16 protein-coding genes are annotated in these 18,409 nt (G+C 70.7%); 8 read left to right on the forward strand and 8 right to left on the reverse strand.

What is annotated here, in order from left to right; genetic code table 11:
* Positions 1–13 precede the first annotated feature (13 nt).
* The 6 genes from HCU62_RS00195 to HCU62_RS00220 all read right to left on the reverse strand — a co-directional run bounded on the left by HCU62_RS00195 (position 14) and on the right by HCU62_RS00220 (position 7,402).
* On the reverse strand, positions 14–1,291 hold the full coding sequence (locus HCU62_RS00195; RefSeq protein ID WP_163297735.1) for a hypothetical protein: 1,278 nt from the start codon (positions 1,289–1,291) through the stop codon (positions 14–16).
* Complete coding sequence (locus HCU62_RS00200) at positions 1,288–2,091, reverse strand: outer membrane lipoprotein-sorting protein (RefSeq protein WP_163297734.1); 804 nt, start codon at positions 2,089–2,091, stop codon at positions 1,288–1,290. The genes HCU62_RS00195 and HCU62_RS00200 overlap by 4 nt, the downstream gene beginning before the upstream one ends.
* Positions 2,088–4,964 carry an efflux RND transporter permease subunit gene (locus tag HCU62_RS00205; protein ID WP_309474760.1) on the reverse strand — a complete coding sequence of 959 codons (2,877 nt, stop codon included), beginning with the start codon at positions 4,962–4,964 and terminating at the stop codon, positions 2,088–2,090. The genes HCU62_RS00200 and HCU62_RS00205 overlap by 4 nt, the downstream gene beginning before the upstream one ends.
* Positions 4,965–5,079: 115 nt before the next feature.
* The gene (locus tag HCU62_RS00210; RefSeq protein WP_163297733.1) at positions 5,080–5,430 is read right to left on the reverse strand and encodes an ArsR/SmtB family transcription factor; all 351 of its coding nucleotides are present in this window, start codon (positions 5,428–5,430) and stop codon (positions 5,080–5,082) included.
* A gap of 223 nt (positions 5,431–5,653) precedes the next feature.
* The gene (locus HCU62_RS00215) at positions 5,654–6,412 is read right to left on the reverse strand and encodes an RNA 2'-phosphotransferase family protein (RefSeq protein ID WP_163297732.1); all 759 of its coding nucleotides are present in this window, start codon (positions 6,410–6,412) and stop codon (positions 5,654–5,656) included.
* Between the two features lie 33 nt (positions 6,413–6,445).
* Positions 6,446–7,402, reverse strand: coding sequence for an HDOD domain-containing protein (locus HCU62_RS00220; RefSeq protein ID WP_163297731.1), 957 nt, complete (start codon positions 7,400–7,402; stop codon positions 6,446–6,448).
* A 109-nt stretch (positions 7,403–7,511) separates the two neighbouring features.
* Between HCU62_RS00220 and HCU62_RS11715 the strand changes: the two genes are divergently transcribed.
* Positions 7,512–7,847 carry an HNH endonuclease gene (locus HCU62_RS11715; protein ID WP_309474759.1) on the forward strand — a complete coding sequence of 112 codons (336 nt, stop codon included), beginning with the start codon at positions 7,512–7,514 and terminating at the stop codon, positions 7,845–7,847.
* 12 nt (positions 7,848–7,859) lie between these two features.
* Positions 7,860–9,701 (forward strand): glutamine--fructose-6-phosphate transaminase (isomerizing), encoded by a 1,842-nt coding sequence (glmS, locus tag HCU62_RS00230; RefSeq protein ID WP_163297729.1) that lies wholly within the window; start codon positions 7,860–7,862, stop codon positions 9,699–9,701.
* A gap of 76 nt (positions 9,702–9,777) precedes the next feature.
* On the opposite strand, the gene nrfD is transcribed toward glmS, so the two are convergent.
* Positions 9,778–10,959 (reverse strand): NrfD/PsrC family molybdoenzyme membrane anchor subunit, encoded by a 1,182-nt coding sequence (gene nrfD / locus HCU62_RS00235; protein WP_163297728.1) that lies wholly within the window; start codon positions 10,957–10,959, stop codon positions 9,778–9,780.
* Between the two features lie 251 nt (positions 10,960–11,210).
* On the opposite strand from nrfD, the gene HCU62_RS00240 reads away from it, so the two are divergent.
* Positions 11,211–12,887 carry a B12-binding domain-containing radical SAM protein gene (locus HCU62_RS00240; RefSeq protein WP_163297727.1) on the forward strand — a complete coding sequence of 559 codons (1,677 nt, stop codon included), beginning with the start codon at positions 11,211–11,213 and terminating at the stop codon, positions 12,885–12,887.
* A 274-nt stretch (positions 12,888–13,161) separates the two neighbouring features.
* On the opposite strand, the gene hflX is transcribed toward HCU62_RS00240, so the two are convergent.
* Positions 13,162–14,643 (reverse strand): GTPase HflX, encoded by a 1,482-nt coding sequence (hflX, locus tag HCU62_RS00245; protein WP_169755330.1) that lies wholly within the window; start codon positions 14,641–14,643, stop codon positions 13,162–13,164.
* A 252-nt stretch (positions 14,644–14,895) separates the two neighbouring features.
* Between hflX and HCU62_RS00250 the strand changes: the two genes are divergently transcribed.
* The 5 genes from HCU62_RS00250 to HCU62_RS00270 all read left to right on the forward strand — a co-directional run bounded on the left by HCU62_RS00250 (position 14,896) and on the right by HCU62_RS00270 (position 18,382).
* Positions 14,896–15,684: a ParA family protein gene (locus tag HCU62_RS00250; protein ID WP_163297725.1), complete on the forward strand. Its 789-nt coding sequence runs from the start codon at positions 14,896–14,898 to the stop codon at positions 15,682–15,684.
* Positions 15,681–16,541, forward strand: coding sequence for a ParB/RepB/Spo0J family partition protein (locus tag HCU62_RS00255; RefSeq protein ID WP_163297724.1), 861 nt, complete (start codon positions 15,681–15,683; stop codon positions 16,539–16,541). The genes HCU62_RS00250 and HCU62_RS00255 overlap by 4 nt, the downstream gene beginning before the upstream one ends.
* Before the next feature lie 119 nt (positions 16,542–16,660).
* Positions 16,661–17,608 (forward strand): nucleotide-binding protein, encoded by a 948-nt coding sequence (locus HCU62_RS00260; protein WP_163297723.1) that lies wholly within the window; start codon positions 16,661–16,663, stop codon positions 17,606–17,608.
* A complete protein-coding gene (locus HCU62_RS00265) occupies positions 17,601–18,140 on the forward strand; it encodes a helix-turn-helix domain-containing protein (RefSeq protein WP_163297722.1) in 540 nt (179 codons plus the stop codon). The genes HCU62_RS00260 and HCU62_RS00265 overlap by 8 nt, the downstream gene beginning before the upstream one ends.
* Before the next feature lie 50 nt (positions 18,141–18,190).
* Positions 18,191–18,382, forward strand: coding sequence for a DUF6726 family protein (locus tag HCU62_RS00270; RefSeq protein ID WP_163297721.1), 192 nt, complete (start codon positions 18,191–18,193; stop codon positions 18,380–18,382).
* Positions 18,383–18,409 lie beyond the last annotated feature (27 nt).

Here is an 18,409-nt window from a genome sequence, read left to right on the forward strand (position 1 = left end):
CCCGGGCCGGGGCCTAGAAGCCGTAGCGGACGGCCAGGTAGAGGTTGCTGTTCCGGCGGAACTGGCCGAAGAAAGTATAATCGCTCCGCCCGAGGAAGACATTGGCCCCGATCTCGCCCGACCAGTTGTCGGTGAACTTGTAGTGGGCCTTCGGGCGGAGGTAGGCATCGTCGTCCGTGGGCGAGTAGAAGGCGAAGAAGGAGAGCTTGAGGTTCTGGTTCAGGAGGAGCTGGGTGAGCCGGAGGGTGAGGACCTGGCGGTTTCGCTCCCGGGGATGGAAGGTGGGCGGCAGGGACCGGCGGTAGGCCGAGTAGTCCAGCATGTGCTCCACGTAGAACTGGACGGCCGCCGTGAAGTCGCGGGCCAGCTCCCGCTCGTAGCCGGCAAGATAGCGCACCTCGCCGTTTCGGACGAAGGGGTCCCGGCCGTTTCGGTCTTCGCGGGAGTCGTAGTAGCCCGCCTCGAGGCTCACGATGCCCCCGAGGGCCGTCCCCCGGAGGCTGGCGCCGTAGACGGAAAGGCGCGGGTAGGTGGCCTTTCCGGTGACCGGGTCCTGGCCGCCCGGGCTCTTCCAGTAGCCGGCGTAACCGTAGAGGGCCGCCTCGTAGCCGCGGATCGTCCGGTAGAGCCGCCCGGCGAACTCGGCGTCCCGGAACCAGTCGTCCGGCTGGTCCGCCCGGACGACGGCGTCCCGGCCGGCGAGCCTTCCGAGCCCGTCGTTCCAGTAGGAGATCCGCTCCCCGGAGATGAAGCGGTCGGCGTCGAAGCGGGGCGTGTAGACCAGGTCCAGGTTGAAGAGGTCCAGGAAGATGCTGGCCTTGGCCGCGTCGGACGGGGCCTTGAGGTACTCGTCGTCGCGGCCGATGAAGAAGGACTTCCAGTCCTTCGGGAAGAGGTCGTTGATGAAGATGAGGTCCCCGGTGCCCCAGGTGAGGATCTGGCGCCCCACCTTGAGGTCCATGAAGTCGGAGGGATAGAGGAGGACGTTGGCCTCCCGGAGGTCGATCCAGCCGGAGCCCTCCTCGAGGTCCACCCCGTGGCGGTCGAGGACGCCGTCGTAGAGGAAATCGGACCGCACCCGCACCGTCCCGTAGGCGAAGTCCTTGGCGGCGTCCAGCTGGAGCCGCGTCTCCATGATGGAGGCGCTCTTTTCGTCCCCGTCGCCCCGGGTCCGGTAGCCGCCCCGGGCCTCCCAGAAGCCGTGGAGGTCCACCGCCGCCGCCCGGGGCGACGGCACGCCGGCCAAGAGGCCCGCCAAGAGGAGGCAGGCCGCGACGACCGCCCGTCTCATCTCCGGGCCTCCCGAGGGGGCCGGCGGAGATAGCGCTCCGTGAAGATCCGGTCGCTCAGGCCGATATCGTACTTTATCTCGCTGAACTCCAGGGTGGTGACGCTGCCGGTCTCGAGGTTCGAGACCCGCGACTTCACCACCGTGGGATACCCCTGGATGGTCCGGATCTCCAGGGCCTCGATGACCCGGTACTTCTTGCCGGCACGGTCGTAGTACTCGGCCCGCACCGGCAGGAAGGTCGCCCGGTCCACCCAGACCTTGTAATAGCCGAACTCCACGGAGGCGGGATCCTTCGGGGTGTTCTTGAGGACGTAGTAGCGGTCGGTGGTCTCCACGAGCTCGTGCTCGTCCTCGGTGATGCTCCGGCCGGAGACGTCCTCGTAGAGGAAATCGGAGCCCACGAAGCTCGACCGCTTGTCGGTGGCGGCGATGCGCTTGACGAGGTCGAGGGCCGGCAGGTACAGCCACCGGTCGTCGTCCTTTCCGGGATGCTTCCAGACCATGAAGATCATCTTCCGAACGTCGGAGGGCCGGTGGAAGTAGACGTAGTAGTACTGGTCGCCCCCGTCTTCCTTGTCTTTGCGGAGGATGACGAAGTTCCGCTCGCGCTTCCGGCCCTGTGAATCGACGATGGTCATCTGGACCCGGGCCTTGCCGTCGCGGCCCTGGTAGTAGGCCATGAGGTTGGCCTTCTCCACGATCTCCGAGACGGAGGGCCCGGCGGCGCCCGCCGGGCCGGCGGCCCACAGGATCCACGTTGCCACCGCGAGGATGCCGAGCATCTTGCCCTGCGTCTTCATTTCGATTCCTCCTTCCGGGAAACGGCGCAGGCGGGCGCCTTCGAGGCGAGCCGGCAGAGCACGCCGAGGATCACCACGGCGGCCACGCCCGCCCAGCTCACGTCCCGCCAGGCCAGGTCGAGGTATTGCTGGAGGTTGACCGCCACCAGGAGCACCAGGGTCACCGCCAGGATGATGCAGGTGAGACACCGGCACCACATGGCGGGACGCTCCCCGGGGAAGAGCCGCCGCTCGAGGAGCCGCACCAGGGCCGGCAGCAGCATCAGGGTGACGATGCCGGCGAAGGAGAGGATGAGGGCCATGAAGGTCCCCACCGTCTTGTAGGGGACGAGCGGCGCCGCCAGCAGCGGGAGGAAGCCCAGGGCGATCACCACGATGTTCCGGGTGATGGCCCGGGCCGGTTCCTCGAACATGGGCCCCGCGGTCCGTTCCCAGGTGCCGTACACCGCCACCATGTTCCGGCTCCGGGCCAGGAAGTGGATGGCGAAGTCCACGGCCAGGCCCAGGGTGAGGGCCGAGAGCACGGCGATGGGCATGTCGTAGTCCTTGCCCGCGTAGCCGACGAGCCCGTAGATGAAGGCGATGGTCACCGTGAGGGGCACCATGCAGAGGAAGCCCCAGAGGGCGGAGCGGAAGAGCAGGGTCATCATGAAGAAGACCACGAGGAAGCTTCCCAGGAAGGCCTGGAGCATCCCGGAGACCATCTTCGCCTGCCAGACCACGTTGATGTAGGTGAGCCCGTACCAGTCGTGCCGGAGGGGGACGGGCGGGGGATTCTGCGCCAGGAAGGCGTCGACATGGCGCACCACGGCCATCATGTCCTTGTTGTCGCCGCTCCGGAGCTGGACCCAGATGCTGGCCCGGCGGTAGTCCGGGGTCACGAAGTGCCAGAGGTCCTGGGGCCGGTGGCTGTTCTGGTAGGTGATGAGGCACTGGGCCACGGCCTCGCGGGTGTCGGGCACGGTGAAGTGCGAATCGTCGCCCAGGAAGAGCTCCCGGTGGACGGTCTTGACGAGATCGGTGACGGAGTTGGACTTCCCCACCACGCCGGTCCGGAGGAGTTCCTCCTGGAGCCGGGCGAGGTAGCGAAGCACCGCCGGGTCCTTGAAGACCTGGCCCCGCTGCCGCTCCCCGGAGACCAGGGCGGCCACCTCGTCCCACGCGTCGAGCAGGGCCTCGGGCGCGCGGTCCGTCTCCGCCGCCACGAAGGCGTCGAGGTCATCCAGCAGGGCGGCGGCGCTCTCGGCGCGCCGGGCCTGTGCCCGGGCCCGGGCCGCCGCCTCGCCGAAGACCTTCGCGGCGCCGGGGAGGTCCTGGTACCGCTTCGCCGCCGCCTCGAGCCGGGCGGCGAGCCCCTCGGCGTAGGAGGCGACGTCCTCCGCCGGGCCGGCCTCCGGGGTGAGGGTGAGGTAGGCCATATAGGTGCCGCCGAAGTGCCGGTTCAGGACCTTGTCGGCGATGCGGATGGGGTGGGAGTGGGTGAACCACTTCACCGGGTTGTCGTTGATCTGGATCAGGCTGATCCCGTAGGCCGCCGCCCCCATCATGGCCACGGCCAGCACCACGATGAACTTGGCCCGCCGGTAGGTGGTGTTCCCCAGCCAGGCGAGGAAGCGGGAGAGCCGGTTGCCCGGCGCCACCTTCCCCTCGGCCGGGAACCCGAAGCCCGCCAGGGACCGCTCCGGGATGAACATCACGTAGGCCGGGACGAAGGTCACCGTGAAGACCCAGGCGAGCATCACGCCGGCGGCCACGTAGAGGCCGAAGACCTGGACCGGCGGGATGGGGGTGAGCGCCAGGGAGGCGAAGCCCGCCGCCGAGGTGAGCGAGGTGTAGAGCATGGGCATGAAGAGCTCGTCCATCACCTCGAGCACCGTGCGGCGCCGGTCGCGGAGCCTCGGGTACCGGTCGAAGAACTCCGAGAGGATGTGCACCGAGTCCAGCACCGCGATGGGCATGATGAAGACCGGGATCATGGAACTCATGATGTGGACGGTCTTCCCGGTCACGATGAGGAGCCCCATGGTGCAGATCACGCTCACCAGGGCCACGATCATGGGGGAGAGGATCATGACCAGCTTCCGGAAGAAGAAGAGCATGAGCAGGAAGATGATCGCCATGGCCATGGGGGCCGAGATGGCCATCTGGCGGAACATCTCGACGCCGAAGGTGTCGTTGGCCACGGGGAGGCCCGTGATGTGGTACTGGTCGTCCACCTGCCCGAAGGAGCGGATCTTCTCCCGGAGCCGCGAGGCCACCCGGTAGCTCACCTTCTTCGAGGTGAGGGGGATGTAGAGGCAGATGGCCTTCCCGTCTTCGGAGACGAGGGTCCCCTGGAGGAAGGGAAGGCGCCGGGCCTTGTCCCGGATCGCCCGGGCCTCGGCCCGGGTCTTCGGGGGCGTCGGCATGAGCCATTCGAAGCGCACGGAGCCGAGCCCGCCCTGCTCGATGTTGTCCACGGTGGAGGGGGCGATGATGTCCACGGCGATGACGCCCGCCCTCCGGCCGGGGTGCTCCGGGTCGTCCCACTGGAGACCCTTGGCGTAGTCGGCCAGGTCGAAGATCCGCCGGAGGGAGTCGGGGTTGAAGACCCCGTCGGGATCCCGCTCGTTCACCACGCCGAGGACCAGGATGTCGTGCAGGCTGAAGACCCGCTTCATCCGGTCGTGGAAGACCCGGACGGGCTCGTCCTGCCGGAGCATGTTCTCCGGGTCCGTGTCCACGTGGAGGGGTTTCAGGAAGGGGAACCGCTCCGGCCACAGGGTCGGCAGCGCCGCGCCCAGGGCCAGGAGCAGGGTGAGGGCCACCATGGAACCGGTGACCACCCACGGGTGCCGGGTGGAAAAATCGACGATGCGCGAGGATACCTTCACGCCTTTCACCTCCGTCTCTCCCGATCCAGCCCGGGAAGGCCAAAGGTCTTCGGTACCACGACCCGGAACGCCCTACCGGTCGGCGGGCCGCCCGGGAGGCCGAAGGTGCTGGCGGCTAGGCCCCCTGCGGTCCGTCGTCGCCCGAGAAACGGGCGCTGATGCACTTCAGGATGCTCTCGAGCTGCCGCTCGACGACGGAATAGTACACCCGCCGCCCACGCCGCCGGCTTTGGAGGAAGCCCTTCCCCTGCATCAGCCGGAGGTGACCGCTGGTGGCCGGCTGGGAAAGGCCGCAGAGGTTGGCCACCTCCTCGACGGTGTAGTCGCCGCTGAGCAGGATCTCGATGATGCGCAGCCGGTGCGGATGGGCGATGCACCGGAGGCACTCGGCCGCCTGCCGCAGGGCGTCGAAGGACAGGAACGCGGGCTCACTCCGCGGGTGGTCTTCTCGAACTGGATCCGACATGCCTCTCATCCTTTCAACGTCGCCTCTTATAACACAATCCGAAGGTCCCGGACAACCTCGCGCGCCGAGATCGCCCCCCCGGCCGGGGTGGACGGTGCCGGCACGGGGCCCCCGGGGTTCCTGGGTCCAAAAAGGGCCGCCTCTTTGGGATTCCTGGACCTTCCAGGGCGGAAAATGCAGGGATTCCCGGGAGCACGGCCTTTTCGACCAATTGGGAATTCCACTATAGCTCCAGGCAACCGGAATGAAAAGGGTTTTCACCCATTTTTTGCCGCGGGCCCCGCTTCCGCCTCCCGTCCCGCCGCCGCGGACGCCCCGGGGCGGGCAGCACCTCCGGCCCCGGGCGGTATCCCCCCGGCAGCTCCGCCCGCCCCGCGGGGCGGGCGCCGTCCCGGGGCCGTTCCCCGGCCTTCTCCCGGGGTTTCCGGCCGGGCGGCGGCAGCTCGACCCACTCCGGCGGCACGGCCTCGGCCACGAAGAGCCCCTCCCCGGCGGCACGGAACCGCACGCCGGCCGCCGCCGCCCGCCCGGCCCGCACCCTGGCCACCACGGGCGCGTCCACCCGCCGCCGGCCGATGCACCGGGCCGTCTCGGTCTCGGCGGAAAGGACCACCCAGCCGCCCCGGGGGGCCCGCAACCCGTGCTCCCGGACCCGGGAAAGGGCCCCCGGGCGGATCGCGGTGTAGAGGCTCTCCGGCGGCGCCGCCTCCGGGAAGGTCCCGAGCCCCTCCACCTGGAACTCGGGCCGGGCGCGCACCCGGTCCTCGGTCCACTCGAGGGACCGCGGCCTGTGGAGGGCGAAGAACTGCTTCAGACCCTGGAGGGTGGGCCGCGGAAGGCCGGCTTCCTGGAGGAGGGCGCGGTGGACCTCCCGAATGGAGAACCAGCCGCCGGGGGCAGGCACCAGGCCGAAGGCCCAGGGGGCGCGGCCCAGCATGGCGAGCAGGCGTTTTTCGAGGGCGCGCCGCTCCCGTCCCCTCACCCTTCCCGTTCCTCCACGGTGCCGCGCCGGGGCTCAGCCCACCAGGCGGTCGAAGACCCCCTCGTCCCGGAGGAGGCGGAAGAAGCCCGGGTTTCCCTTCTCGAAGTCGAAGACCGACCGGGCCACCAGGCGCTCGAACCGCTTGGGGGAAAAGCCCGTGAGCTTGAAGAGGTCCTCCTGGATCTCTTCCAGGTAGCGCCGGCTCGTCTCCTTGACGGCCGCCCCGTCCACCCAGGCGTGGACCTCGTCCACCAGGGTGACGAGGCGCCGGTCGCGCCCCCGGCCGGCCCGGAGCCGCTGGCGGGCCGGGGCGATGGAGAGGCGGATGATGCCGGGGAAGTTCCAGCGCCGGGCGGCGGCGAGACCGAGTTCCCCTGGACGCCACCCGGTCATCCGCTTGGCGGTGCGGTCGAGGAGGCCGGGCTTGGCCCGGAGGGCCCAGAGGGTCCGGCCGACCCCCGGCTGGACCACGGAGAGGAGCACCTGCCCGAGCCGCTTGAGCATGGCGCAGGCGGTGACCTCCTGGGCCTCGAGCCCGGTGGGCGTGAGGGACCGGGCCAGGGTGGCCTCGAAAACGGACCGGGCCAGAAGGCGGAGGAGCGGCCCCGCCTCCCCGTCGGCGGCCCGATCCCCCTCGGGGAGAAGCGGCAAGGGGGAGATGGCCCTGGAGATGTTGTCGATGCCGAGGAGCACCACGATGTGGCGCATCCGGATGACCCGCTGGCGGCCGCGGCCGAAGAAGGCGGCGTTGCCCCGGCGCAGGAGCTGCAGGGTGAGGCCGAAATCGCGGAGGATCACGTCGGTGAATTCGGCGGCGTCCGAGTGGGGATGGGCGCAGAGGGCGAAGAGGGCGCGGAGGTGACGGGGATCGGCCGGCACCAGGGCCTGGACGGCGGCCGAGAGGGTGCGCTCGGCACGCCGGGACGGGGGGATCTCCTCGGGGAGGTCCACCTCGACCCCGGGCTCGGGGGGCTCGCCGGGAAGATGCATGCTCGTCACCTGCCTCCGTTTTACTATTATCGGCCATTTCGATGGATTTCCCAAACGGCGCCGCGGGCGGCTTTGCAGGGGGAACACCTTCCGGCTATCCTGTGGTGTCGTGGCGCAGGAGCGATCCTTCCATCTTCCCCCGCGGCCGCCGGACGAGGAGCGCCTGCGGCGGGAGAAACAGCGGGCCCGGGAGCTTCGCCGCACCCGGTGGTGGCGCCGGAAGTGCGCCGCCGGCCGCTGCCACTACTGCGGCCGGTTCGTCGGGGCGGCGGCCCTCACCATGGACCACGTGGTGCCCCTGGCCCGCGGCGGGACCAGCGAGCGCCACAACCTCGTCCCGGCCTGCAAGGACTGCAACAACCGGAAGAAATACCTCCTCCCCGTGGAGTGGGAACGGTACCTGGCGTCACTGTCCCACGCGGACCCGGGCGGGGAGACCGCCTGAGGGAGGTGGGACATGTGCGGCATCGTCGGCTACGTCGGCGGCAGACGGGTGCTCCCGGTCCTGATGGAAGGCCTGCGCCGCCTCGAGTACCGGGGCTATGACTCCGCCGGGGTCGCCTGGCTGGAGGACGGCCGGATCGAGCTGGTCCGCTGCCCCGGAAAACTCACCGGCCTCGACGGACTCCTCGACGGGCGGCGCGACGCCGCCAGCGGGATCGGCCTCGGCCACACCCGCTGGGCCACCCACGGCGCCCCCACCGAGGCCAACGCCCATCCCCACACGGACTGCACGGGTTCCGTGGTGGTGGTCCACAACGGGATCATCGAGAACTACTACAGCCTCCGGCAGGATCTCGCCGCGGAGGGCCACCGGTTCCGGTCCGAGACCGACACGGAGGTGCTGGCCCACCTGGTGGAGAAGTACCTCGACGGCGACCTCCTGGCCGCCGTGCGCCGGGCCCTGGCCGACGTGGAGGGTGCCTTCGCCCTCGGCGTCCTCTGGACCGGGGCGCCGGACCGGATCGTGGCGGCGCGCAGGCAGAGCCCCCTCGTCCTGGGCCTCGGGACGGACGAGGCCTTCCTCGCCTCGGACATCCCGGCGCTGCTCCCCTTCACCCGCGACGTCCTCTTCCTCGACGACGGCGAGACCGCCGTCCTCACCCGGGAGGGGGCGGCCGTCTGCCGCCTGGACGACGGGCGGCCGGTGGAGAAGGCCGCCACCGCCATCTCCTGGGACGCCGCCATGGCGGAGAAGGGCGGCTTCCGCCACTTCATGCTGAAGGAGATCCACGAGCAGCCCCAGGCGGTGCTGAACACCATCCGCGGTCGGGTCGTCCCCGAGACCGGGGAGGTGCGGCTGCCCGAGCTCGGGCTCGACGAGGCGGCCGTCCGCGCCCTCCGCCGCCTCTCCATCATCGCCTGCGGCACCTCCTGGCACGCGGGGCTGGTGGCCAAGTACTGGATCGAGGAGTGGACCGGCCTCCCCGTGGAGGTGGAACTCGCCTCGGAGTTCCGGTACCGGCGCCCCCTCCTGGACGGGCAGGTCCTCGCCGTGGCCGTCTCCCAGTCCGGGGAGACCGCCGACACCCTGGCGGGCCTGCGCATGGCCAAGGAGCGCGGGGCGCCCGTGGTGGGCATCTGCAACGTGGTGGGGAGCACCGTCACCCGGGAGGCCCACGGCACCCTCTACACCCACGCCGGGCCGGAGATCGGGGTGGCCTCCACCAAGGCCTTCACCAGCCAGCTGGCCGCCCTCTACCTCCTCGGCCTCTACCTCGCCCAGGTCCGCGGCGACCTGGATGCGGCGGCCCGGCGGGAGAAGATCCGCGCCCTGGTGGCCGTCCCCGGGATCCTCGAGGGACGGCTCGGGGCCTGGCAGGCCCGGTGCCGGGAGCTGGCCGACCGCTTCTACGGCTGCCGGGACTTCCTCTACCTCGGCCGCCACCTCGGCTTTCCCCTCGCCCTCGAGGGGGCCCTGAAGCTCAAGGAGATCTCCTACATCCACGCCGAGGGCTACGCCGCGGGCGAGATGAAGCACGGTCCCATCGCCCTCATCGACCGCGAGATGCCGGTGACCGTCGTGGCCCCCCGGGACCACGTCTACGAAAAGGTCCTGAGCAACATGGAGGAGGTCCGGTCCCGCCGCGGCATCCTCATCGCCCTGGGGGAAGAAGGCGACGAGGCCCTCCGCCAGACGGCCGACCACGTGGTGGAGGTGCCCCGGCCGCCGGACCCGGCCCTGAATCCCTTCCTCTACGCCGTGCCCCTCCAGCTCCTCGCCTACGAGATCGCCGTGGCCCGGGGCTGCGACGTGGACCAGCCCCGCAACCTCGCCAAGAGCGTCACGGTGGAATAGCCGGGCCCGGAATGCGAAAGGCCCGGGCAGGCCTCGTGGGCCGACCCGGGCCTTCGGGCGCCGGCGGCGCCGCCGGTCAGCCGGACCGGCGCCCGCCGGAGAGGAGTTCCTCTCCGGCCAGGTAGAGCGCCAGGAAGAAGAACACCGCCCCGGCGAGGATCATGTTCTCGTGGAGGGACGGCGTGTAGGAGAAGTACCGCGGCAGATCCACCACGTTGTACTTGTGGAAGTGGGGCACCAGCTGGCCCACCACCACCAGGTCGTAGTAGACGAAGAATATGCCCACCAGGCTCACGAGCCCCGCCGTGGCCAGGGCGTAGGCGTTCTTCAGGCGGCCGGCGAGGAGGAAGACCACGGGCAGCGCCACGGCCAGCACCACCTCGCCGATCCAGAACTTGCCGGCATAGGCACCCTTGACCAGGAGGTCCATGGCCTCCGGGTTCTCGGTGGCGCCGGACAGGCCGGCATGGATCTTCCACGCGGTGAAGAAACCCGCCACCACCAGGAGACCGAGGGCCAGGCGGCCGGTGGCCCCCACGGCCCGCTCCTCGTCCGGGGCCAGCTCCCGGCCCCGGAGCTTGGCCGAGGCCCAGGAAAGGAACATCATGGCGGCGCACCCGGCCAGGGCGGCCAGGGTGAGGAAGAAGACGGGCATGTACTGCTCGCGCCAGAAGCCGCGGGCCCCGATGATGGACATGTCGGCCTTGAGGTTCAGGTTGGCGGCGAGACAGGCGACGAGGCCGAGGAGCCCGAAGCGGGCCGCGGCCCGGGTCCGTCCCTGGAGGAGCAACACGAGGTTCACCAGCATGAAGAACATGTAGGAGCTGTAGAGGGTGCTCTTCCACCAGATGTTGGACTCGGGGTGCGGGGAGAGGAAGCTGTAGAGCCCGACGCGCCAGGGGTTCTCGAGCTCCAGGGAGATGCTCATGAGGCCGGTCATGATGGCCGCCAGGGCCAGGAAGACCGCCCGCTTCACGAAGGGCTGGAAGGCCTCGATCTTGAAGACCTGCCCGAGGGCCGCCACGATGCAAAGGCCCGTGGACAACGAGGCGAAGAAGACGTAGGAGGCGATGAGGATGCCCCAGGGCACCTCGCGGGTGGTCCCGAAGGTGTGTTCATGCCCCACGAGGAGGGCGTGGCCCGCGAAGGCCAGGCCCACCGCGCTCACCGTGGCGCAGACCGCGGCGAGCAGCAGCGGGGGGGAAGAGAGCCGTCCCGGAAGGCTCTGGACGAGGGCCGAAGCAGGACTCTTGGACATGGGTTCCTCCTTGCTTGAAAACGGGCGTTGGGATGGCCCCGGGCCTGCAACCGCGCGCGGCCCGGTTTCCCCAAAATGTTAGCCAAGAAACATTCTCAATGCAACCAAAAAGATTACTTTCTTTAAGTAAATAAATAATTTACAGCATTATACGAATTGCGAGGTGGCAGAATTCCGAAATTCGGTCGGGCGCCGGGGTGCGTTGCACCCCCGGGCCGGCGGCGCGTAATATGCCCCCGGAGGCCGCCGGCATGAAGATCCTGCTCGCCTATCCCCCCTTCTCCGAGGAACGCATTCGGGACGAAGACGTCCGGGCCGTCCCCATCGGGCTCTACTACGTGGGGGCCCGGCTCCTGGAGCGCGGCCACCGCGTCCGCCTCGCAAACTGGCACGACGTCCACCGCCGGCCCGGCGAGGTGGCGCGCACCCTGGCCGAGTTCCGGCCGGACGTCCTGGGTCTCTCCCTCTTCAACGCCAACCGGTGGGGGGCCTTGGCGGTGGCGCGGGAGGCCAAGCGTCTCGACCCGTCCGTCCGCGTGGTCTTCGGAGGCGTGGGCGCCACCTTTCTCTGGCGCCACTTCCTGGCGCACTTTCCCGAGGTGGACTACGTGGTGATCGGCGAGGGGGAAGAGACCATGGCCGACCTCGCCGCGCACCTCGAGGCCGGCGGCGGGGCGGCCCCGGCCGCCGTGCCGGGCCTGGCCTTCCGCGGGCCCGAGGGGCCGGTCCGCACCGCGGAGCGCCCCTTCATCGAGGACCTCGACACCCTGCCCGACCCGGCCCGCCGCTTCACCTTCCAGCACGTGGTCTCGTCCCGCGGCTGCCCCTGGAACTGCCGCTTCTGCGGGTCGCCCCGCTTCTGGAAGCGCCGCGTCCGGTTCCACTCGCCCGACTACTTCGTGGGCCAGATCGAGACCCTGGCCCGCAAGGGCGTCACGTACTTCTTCGTCTCGGACGACACCTTCACCCTGCGAAAGGACCGCGTCATCGAGATCTGCCGCCGCATCGCGGACGCCCGCCTCCCCGTGGCCTGGCAGGCCATCTCGCGGGTCAACTGCGTGGACGGGGAGGTCCTCTACTGGATGCGGCGGGCGGGCTGCCGCCAGATCAGCTACGGGGTGGAGAGCGGGTCGCCCCGGATCCGGGCCTTCTTCGAGAAGCGCTTCACCGACGACGAGGTCCGCCGCGCCTTCGACCTCACGCGGCGGTTCGGGATCCTCCCCCGGGCCTACTTCATCTACGGGGCCCCGGGCGAATCCCGGAAGACCATCGACGCCAGCATCCGCCTCATGCGGGAGATCCGGCCCCTGGCCCTGGCCGCCTACGTCCTCGACATCTATCCCGGCACCCGGCTCTACGAGGAGTACAAGCGCCGCCACCGGGTCTCGGACGACGTGTGGCTCTCGCCCGCGGAGGACCTCCTCTACTTCGAGACCGACCCCGCCCTGGACGGGGAAAAGGTGCACCGGCTCGGCCGCCGCCTCAAGCGGGCCTTCCACGAGGGCCTGCCGGAATTCGCCGAATCACTGGAACTCGAGGACCGGCCGGAACTCCGCCCTCTCCACGCCGACTTCCTCTCGCGGCTCGCCATGACCTTCAGCCACGGGGAATATGCCCGGGTGGGGGACATCCCGCGGAAGGCGGAGACGGCCGAGGTCCTCTTCCGGCGGGCGCTGGAATGGCACCCCCTCCCCGCCGCCTACCTGGGGCTCGGGGTGCTCCGGCAGAAGGCGCGGGACTTTCCCGGCTCCATCGAGGTGCTCGAGGCGGGGCTTGCCCGGTTCCCCGACGACGAGCAGCTCCACCTCTGCCTCGCCGTGAGCCTCATGAACACGGGCGACTTCGCCGGCGCCCTGGCGCACCTCGAACGCTTCCCCGACTCGGAGGCCGCCCGGCGCTACCTGCCGGTGTGCCGGGCCAATCTTTGATGGCGCGCAAGAAGGCTTCCGCGTGGATGGCTCGGCAAAGATGGCCGAATACACGGCGCGGGGGTGGACAGGCGAGAATCGCCAAGACAAGGCGCGACCATCGCGGGAAACGAGGCGTGCTCGGCAGTACGCCGCAGTGACGGGAGCATCCGAAGCAACGGAGCAGCCCGCGACCTTTTGCGGCGCCATCGTCGACGAGTTGCCACCTTGGGCGGATGGCCCGTTACGGGGTGCCCCGGAAGGCAGTGGCCGGGGAGGGAGGGGGACGATCGGCTCAGGCCGCCGGCCGCGCGGCCCGGAGGGCCGCGAAGAGCCGGGTCCGCAGCTCGTCCAGGCCCCGCCCCTCGAGGGCCGAGACAAGGACGGCCCCCCGGCAGGGCCCGTTGATCCGGCCCGGGTCGAGGAGATCGACCTTGTTGCAGACGAGGAGCCGGGGGACGTCTTGGAGGCCCATCTCGTCGAGGATGCGCTCCACGGCGGCGATCTCCTCGGCCCGGTAGGGGCTGGCGGCGTCCACCACGTGCAGGAACAGCGCGGCGTCGGCCAGCTCCTCGAGGGTCGCCCGGAAGGCCACCCGGAGGTCCCGGGGCATGTGCCGGATGAAGCCCACGGTGTCGGCCAGGAGGACCGTCGTCCCCTCCGGTGAGGAGAGACGGCGGCTGGTGGGGTCGAGGGTGGCGAAGAGCCGGTCCTCGGCGAGCACGTCGCTCCCGGTGAGCCGGTTCAGGAGGGTGGATTTGCCGGCGTTGGTGTAGCCGATGATGGAGACCACCGGGAGGCCGCGGCGGGCCCGGTGCTTCCGCCGCTCGCGCCGGCCCTTGCGGAGCGCCCGGAGTTCCCGCTCCAGGCCGGCGATCCGCTGCTTCACCCGCCGGCGGTCCACCTCGAGCTGGGTCTCGCCCGGGCCACGTCCCCCGATGCCGCCCATGAGGCGCGACATGGCCGTCCCCCGGCCGACGAGGCGGGGCAGGAGGTAGCGGAGCTGGGCCAGCTCCACCTGGATCTTCCCCTCGCGGCTCCGGGCCCGGCGGGCGAAGATGTCGAGGATGAGCTGGGTCCGGTCGATGACCTTGAGGTCCATCATCCGGGCGATGTTGTTCGCCTGGACCGGGGTGAGGTCCTGGTCGAAGACCACCAGGGTGGCCCCGAGGTAGAGGCCCTCCATGAGGACCTCGCGGAGCTTGCCCCGCCCGATGAGGTGGGCCGGGTGGTACCGTGTCACCCGCTGCCAGACCGTCTTTACCACGCGGACGTTGGCCGACCGGGCCAGCTCCGCCAGCTCGGCCAGGCTCCGCTCGGCCTCGTGGCGCGGCCCGCCGCCGGCATGGACCAGGATGGCCCGCTCCTCCTGCCCCTCCACGTCCCGGGCGCCCTGGATCCGACGGATCTCCCCCTCCAACTCCCGGACGAAGGCGTCGAAGGGGAGGTCCACCGCGGCGGGGTGCGGGTAGGTCTGGACGTCCCACTGCCGCCCGTCGGGATTCGGCGGCAGGAGGGCGGCGAAGTGGACCGCGCCGGCGTGGCCCGTCTCGCCCACCTCCACGGCCGCCATGGCGTCCAGGCGGAGGAGGGCGAGGTCGGTGAGGTCCTCGGTGTCGAGCCCGCGGCCGGGGCCGAGGTGGGTGTGGAGGCAGCGCAGGCCCCGCAACCCCCCGCCGCCCCGGCGCCAGGCGGAGAGGTCGGGGATCAGGATGCTCGTATGGTCACCGACGAGGACCCGGCGGACGAACCCCGCCCGGTCCACGAGGAGCCCCACCTGCCGCTGGAGATCGAAGGAGAGGCGGGCCAGGGCCTGGCCGACCTCCGGGGTGATCAGGCGGTCCTTGGGGAGCCGCCGGCGGGCCAGGCGCTCGAGGGCCCGCCGCTGGGACGGGGCAAGGCCCCGGGTATCTCCGAAAACGACGCCGATGCGGGCGATCCTCCCGGGAAAGGTGCGCGGCGCCGCCGCGGGGCGGCACCATCATTCTTGTCAGCTCGACTGTTCCTAAGGTATGGTGCACCCGTTGAGATGACAACCCCCACTGCCTCTGCCAAGATCCTCTGCGTCGCCAACCAGAAGGGCGGCGTGGCCAAGACCACCACCGCGGTGAGCCTCGGGGCGGGCCTCGCCCTGCTGGGCAAGGCCGTGCTCCTGGTGGACTGCGACTCGCAGGCCAACGCCACCAGCGGCGTGGGCCTGGACCCCGCCGCCCTCGATCGCCACCTCTACCACGTCCTGGAGGGCTCGGCCGCGCCCGAGGAGGCCATCCGCCCGACCGAGGTCCAGGGGCTCGACATCCTCCCCGCCAACGTGGACCTCGTGGGCATCGAGATGGAACTGGCCGGTCGCCCCGGCCGCGAGACCGTTCTCCGGGAGGCCCTGCGGCCCATCCTCGGCTACGAGATCGTCATCCTCGACACGCCGCCGTCGCTCGGCCTTCTCACCGTCAACGCCCTGGCCGCGGCCCATTCCGTCTTCATCCCCCTCCAGTGCGAATACTACGCCCTCGAGGGGCTCAGCCAGCTGGTCAACACCATCCGCCTGGTGAAGCACAACTTCAACCCCCGCCTCTACATCGAGGGCATCCTGCTCACCATGTTCGACGCCCGGACGCGGCTCACCACCCAGGTCAACGACGAGGTCCGCGCCCACTTCCGGGAACTCGTCTACGAGACCACCATCCCCCGGAACGTCCGCCTGAGCGAGAGTCCGAGCCACGGGAAACCCATCTTCCTCTACGACCCGGCCTCCCGCGGCGCCCAGAGCTACCTCGCCGCGGCCCGGGAATTCCTCGACCGCCAGAGGAGGCCGCGATGAAGCCAAAGAAGGGTCTCGGCAAGGGGCTCAGCGCCCTCCTGCCCACCACCGACGTCTTCGACTCCGAGGGACCGGGCTTCTTCCAGTGCCCCGTGGAAAAGATCCACCCCAACCCCGAGCAGCCGCGGCGGCAGATGGACCGGGCGGCCCTGGAGGGCCTGGCCGCCTCCATCCGGGAAAAGGGGGTCATCCAGCCCCTGGTGGTCCGGGAGGCGGGCGGCGGCTACGAGCTCATCGCCGGGGAGCGGCGCTGGCGGGCCGCCCAGCTGGCGGGGCTCAAGACCGTGCCCGTGGTCATCAAGGACATCAGCCCCGGCGAGGTGCTCGAACTCGCCCTCATCGAGAACATCCAGCGCGAGGACCTGAACCCCCTGGAAGAGGCCATGGCCTACCAGCGCCTCGTGGAGGAATTCGGCCTCACCCAGGCCCAGGTGGCGCAGCGGGTGGGCAAGGAACGCTCCACCGTGGCCAACTCGCTCCGCCTGCTCCGGCTGCCCGCGCCCATCCGCGAGGACCTCGCCGAGGGGCGCCTCACCATGGGCCATGCCCGGGCGCTGCTCACCCTCGAAGACGACGCCGCCCGCCTGGCCCTCCGCGACGAGATCCTCGCCAAGGGCCTCTCCGTCCGCGAGACCGAGGCCCGGGCCCGGCGGCCCGCCGCCGGCGCCCGCCGGGCGGCGGCGCCGAGGCGGGACGACCCCGACCTCCGCCGCCTCGCCGACGAGCTGACGCGGCTCCTCGGCCACCGGGTCCGGGTGGTCCACCGCGGAGACGGCGGCCGCATCGAGATCCACTACCGCTCCCTGGACGAGTTCGACCGGATCCTCCACCGCCTCCGGGACACCGGGCCGCGCTGAGCCCCCGCCGTCACCCCTCCCCGGCCGCGCGCGGTTAAAGCTTCGGGCCGCGCGTGCCGTCAATGTGAGGAGAGGTGGCGTTCCATGCCCGTTACCCGCAACCGCCTCGGCACCAGGCCATGAACGACGGACCGGAGAAGACGCCGCTTTCCGCCGGGCCCCGCATCTGGGCCGTCGGCGGCGGAAAGGGCGGCGTCGGAAAGAGCGTCATCACCGCCAACATCGCCATCGCCCTGGCGCGTGAGGGCCACCGGTGCGTCCTCGTGGACGCGGACCTCGGCGGGGCCAACCTCCACACCCTCATGGGGATCTCCGGCCCGGAGCGGACCCTGGCCGACTTCATCGCCCGCGCCGCCCCCACGCTCGACGACGTGGCCGTCGAGACCGCCGTCCCGGGGCTCCGGCTCATCAGCGGGGCCCTGGCCCAGCCCGACGGCGCCAACCTGGGCTATGCCCAGAAGATGAAGATCTTCCGCCACCTGAAGACCCTCCGGGCCGACTTCGTCCTCCTGGACCTCGGCGCCGGCAGCGCCTTCAACACCCTGGACTTCTTCCTCGCGGCCCAGGAAGGGGTGCTCGTCATCGTCCCCTCGCCCACCAGCATCGAGAACGCCTACCACTTCATCAAGGCGGCCTACCACCGGAAGGTCCGCACCGCCTGCCGCGACCCGCGGGTGGCTCTCGCCCTGGAGACGGCCCTGAAGGCCACGGGCAACGGCCGCTTCCGCTCGCCCCGGGACCTCGTGGCCGGCGTCGCGGCCCGGGACCCGGAGGCGGGGCGCCTCCTCCAGGCGGAGGCCCGGACCCTGGCCCCCCGCCTCATCGTGAACCAGGTCCGAAAGCCCCGGGAACAGGAACTCGGCCACGGCATCGCCACGGCCTGCCGGGACTTCTTCGGCATCGATGTCCGCTACCTCGGCCACATCCGGAACGACGACGCCGTCTGGGAATCGGTGCAGGCCCGCCGCCCCACCCTGGAGGCCTTCCCGGAAAGCCCCTTCTCCCGGTCCGTTCGGGAGATCGCGCGGCGGCTCAGACAGGCCGCCGAGGAGGCCGAAGATGGCTGACGTCGACCTCGCGGCCGCGCGGGAACTCCTGCGGGTGGCGGCCGAGGCCGGCCCGGAGGAGATCACCCGGGCCTACCACCGGATGCGGTCCCTCTACGCCGAGGATTCCCTGGCCACCTATTCCCTCTTGGACGCGGAGGCCCGGGCGGCCATGCTGGATCGGATCGAGGCGGCCTACCACCGGCTCCTCGAGGCCTGCGAGGCCCCTGTCGCCCTCCCGGCCGGCCGGGACGGCCCCCCCGAGCCGCCCCGGGAGCCGGCCCCGGACCCCGCAGCCGAGCCCGGCGCCTTCCTCCGGTGGCACCGGCGGAAGAAGGGACTCAGCCTCGCGGCCCTGGCCAAGATCACCAAGGTGGGCACCACCCACCTGGCGAACATCGAGGCCGAGAACTTCGCCGAGCTCCCGGTCCGCGTCTACCTGCGCGGCTTTCTCATCGCCTACGGCCAGGCCGTCGGGGTGCCCGACCCGGAGGCGGCGGCGGCCCACTTCCTGGCCAAGGGCCGGCGGAGCCAGGAGGCCCCGGCCGGCTGAAACCCACGAGCGGCGGCGAAGAAGGCCGCCGGAAAGGAAGGAGGTCCCCCATGAAACGCATCCTCTTCGCCCTGCTGGCCGCGGCGGCCGCCGTGAACCTCGGCGGCTGCGTGCTCACCAAGGTGGTCTCGGTGCCCATGCGCGCCGCGGGGGCGGTGATCTCAGTGGTCCCCGTGGCCGGAAACACCGCCCACGACGTGATCGACGAGGCCGCCGACGCCGTGGACAAGGTGCCCATCTAGGCGGTTCGGGGGCGGGACCGGAGCCGG

The sequence above is a fragment of the Dissulfurirhabdus thermomarina genome (genome assembly GCF_012979235.1).
Classification (GTDB): Bacteria; Desulfobacterota; Dissulfuribacteria; order Dissulfuribacterales; family Dissulfurirhabdaceae; genus Dissulfurirhabdus; species Dissulfurirhabdus thermomarina.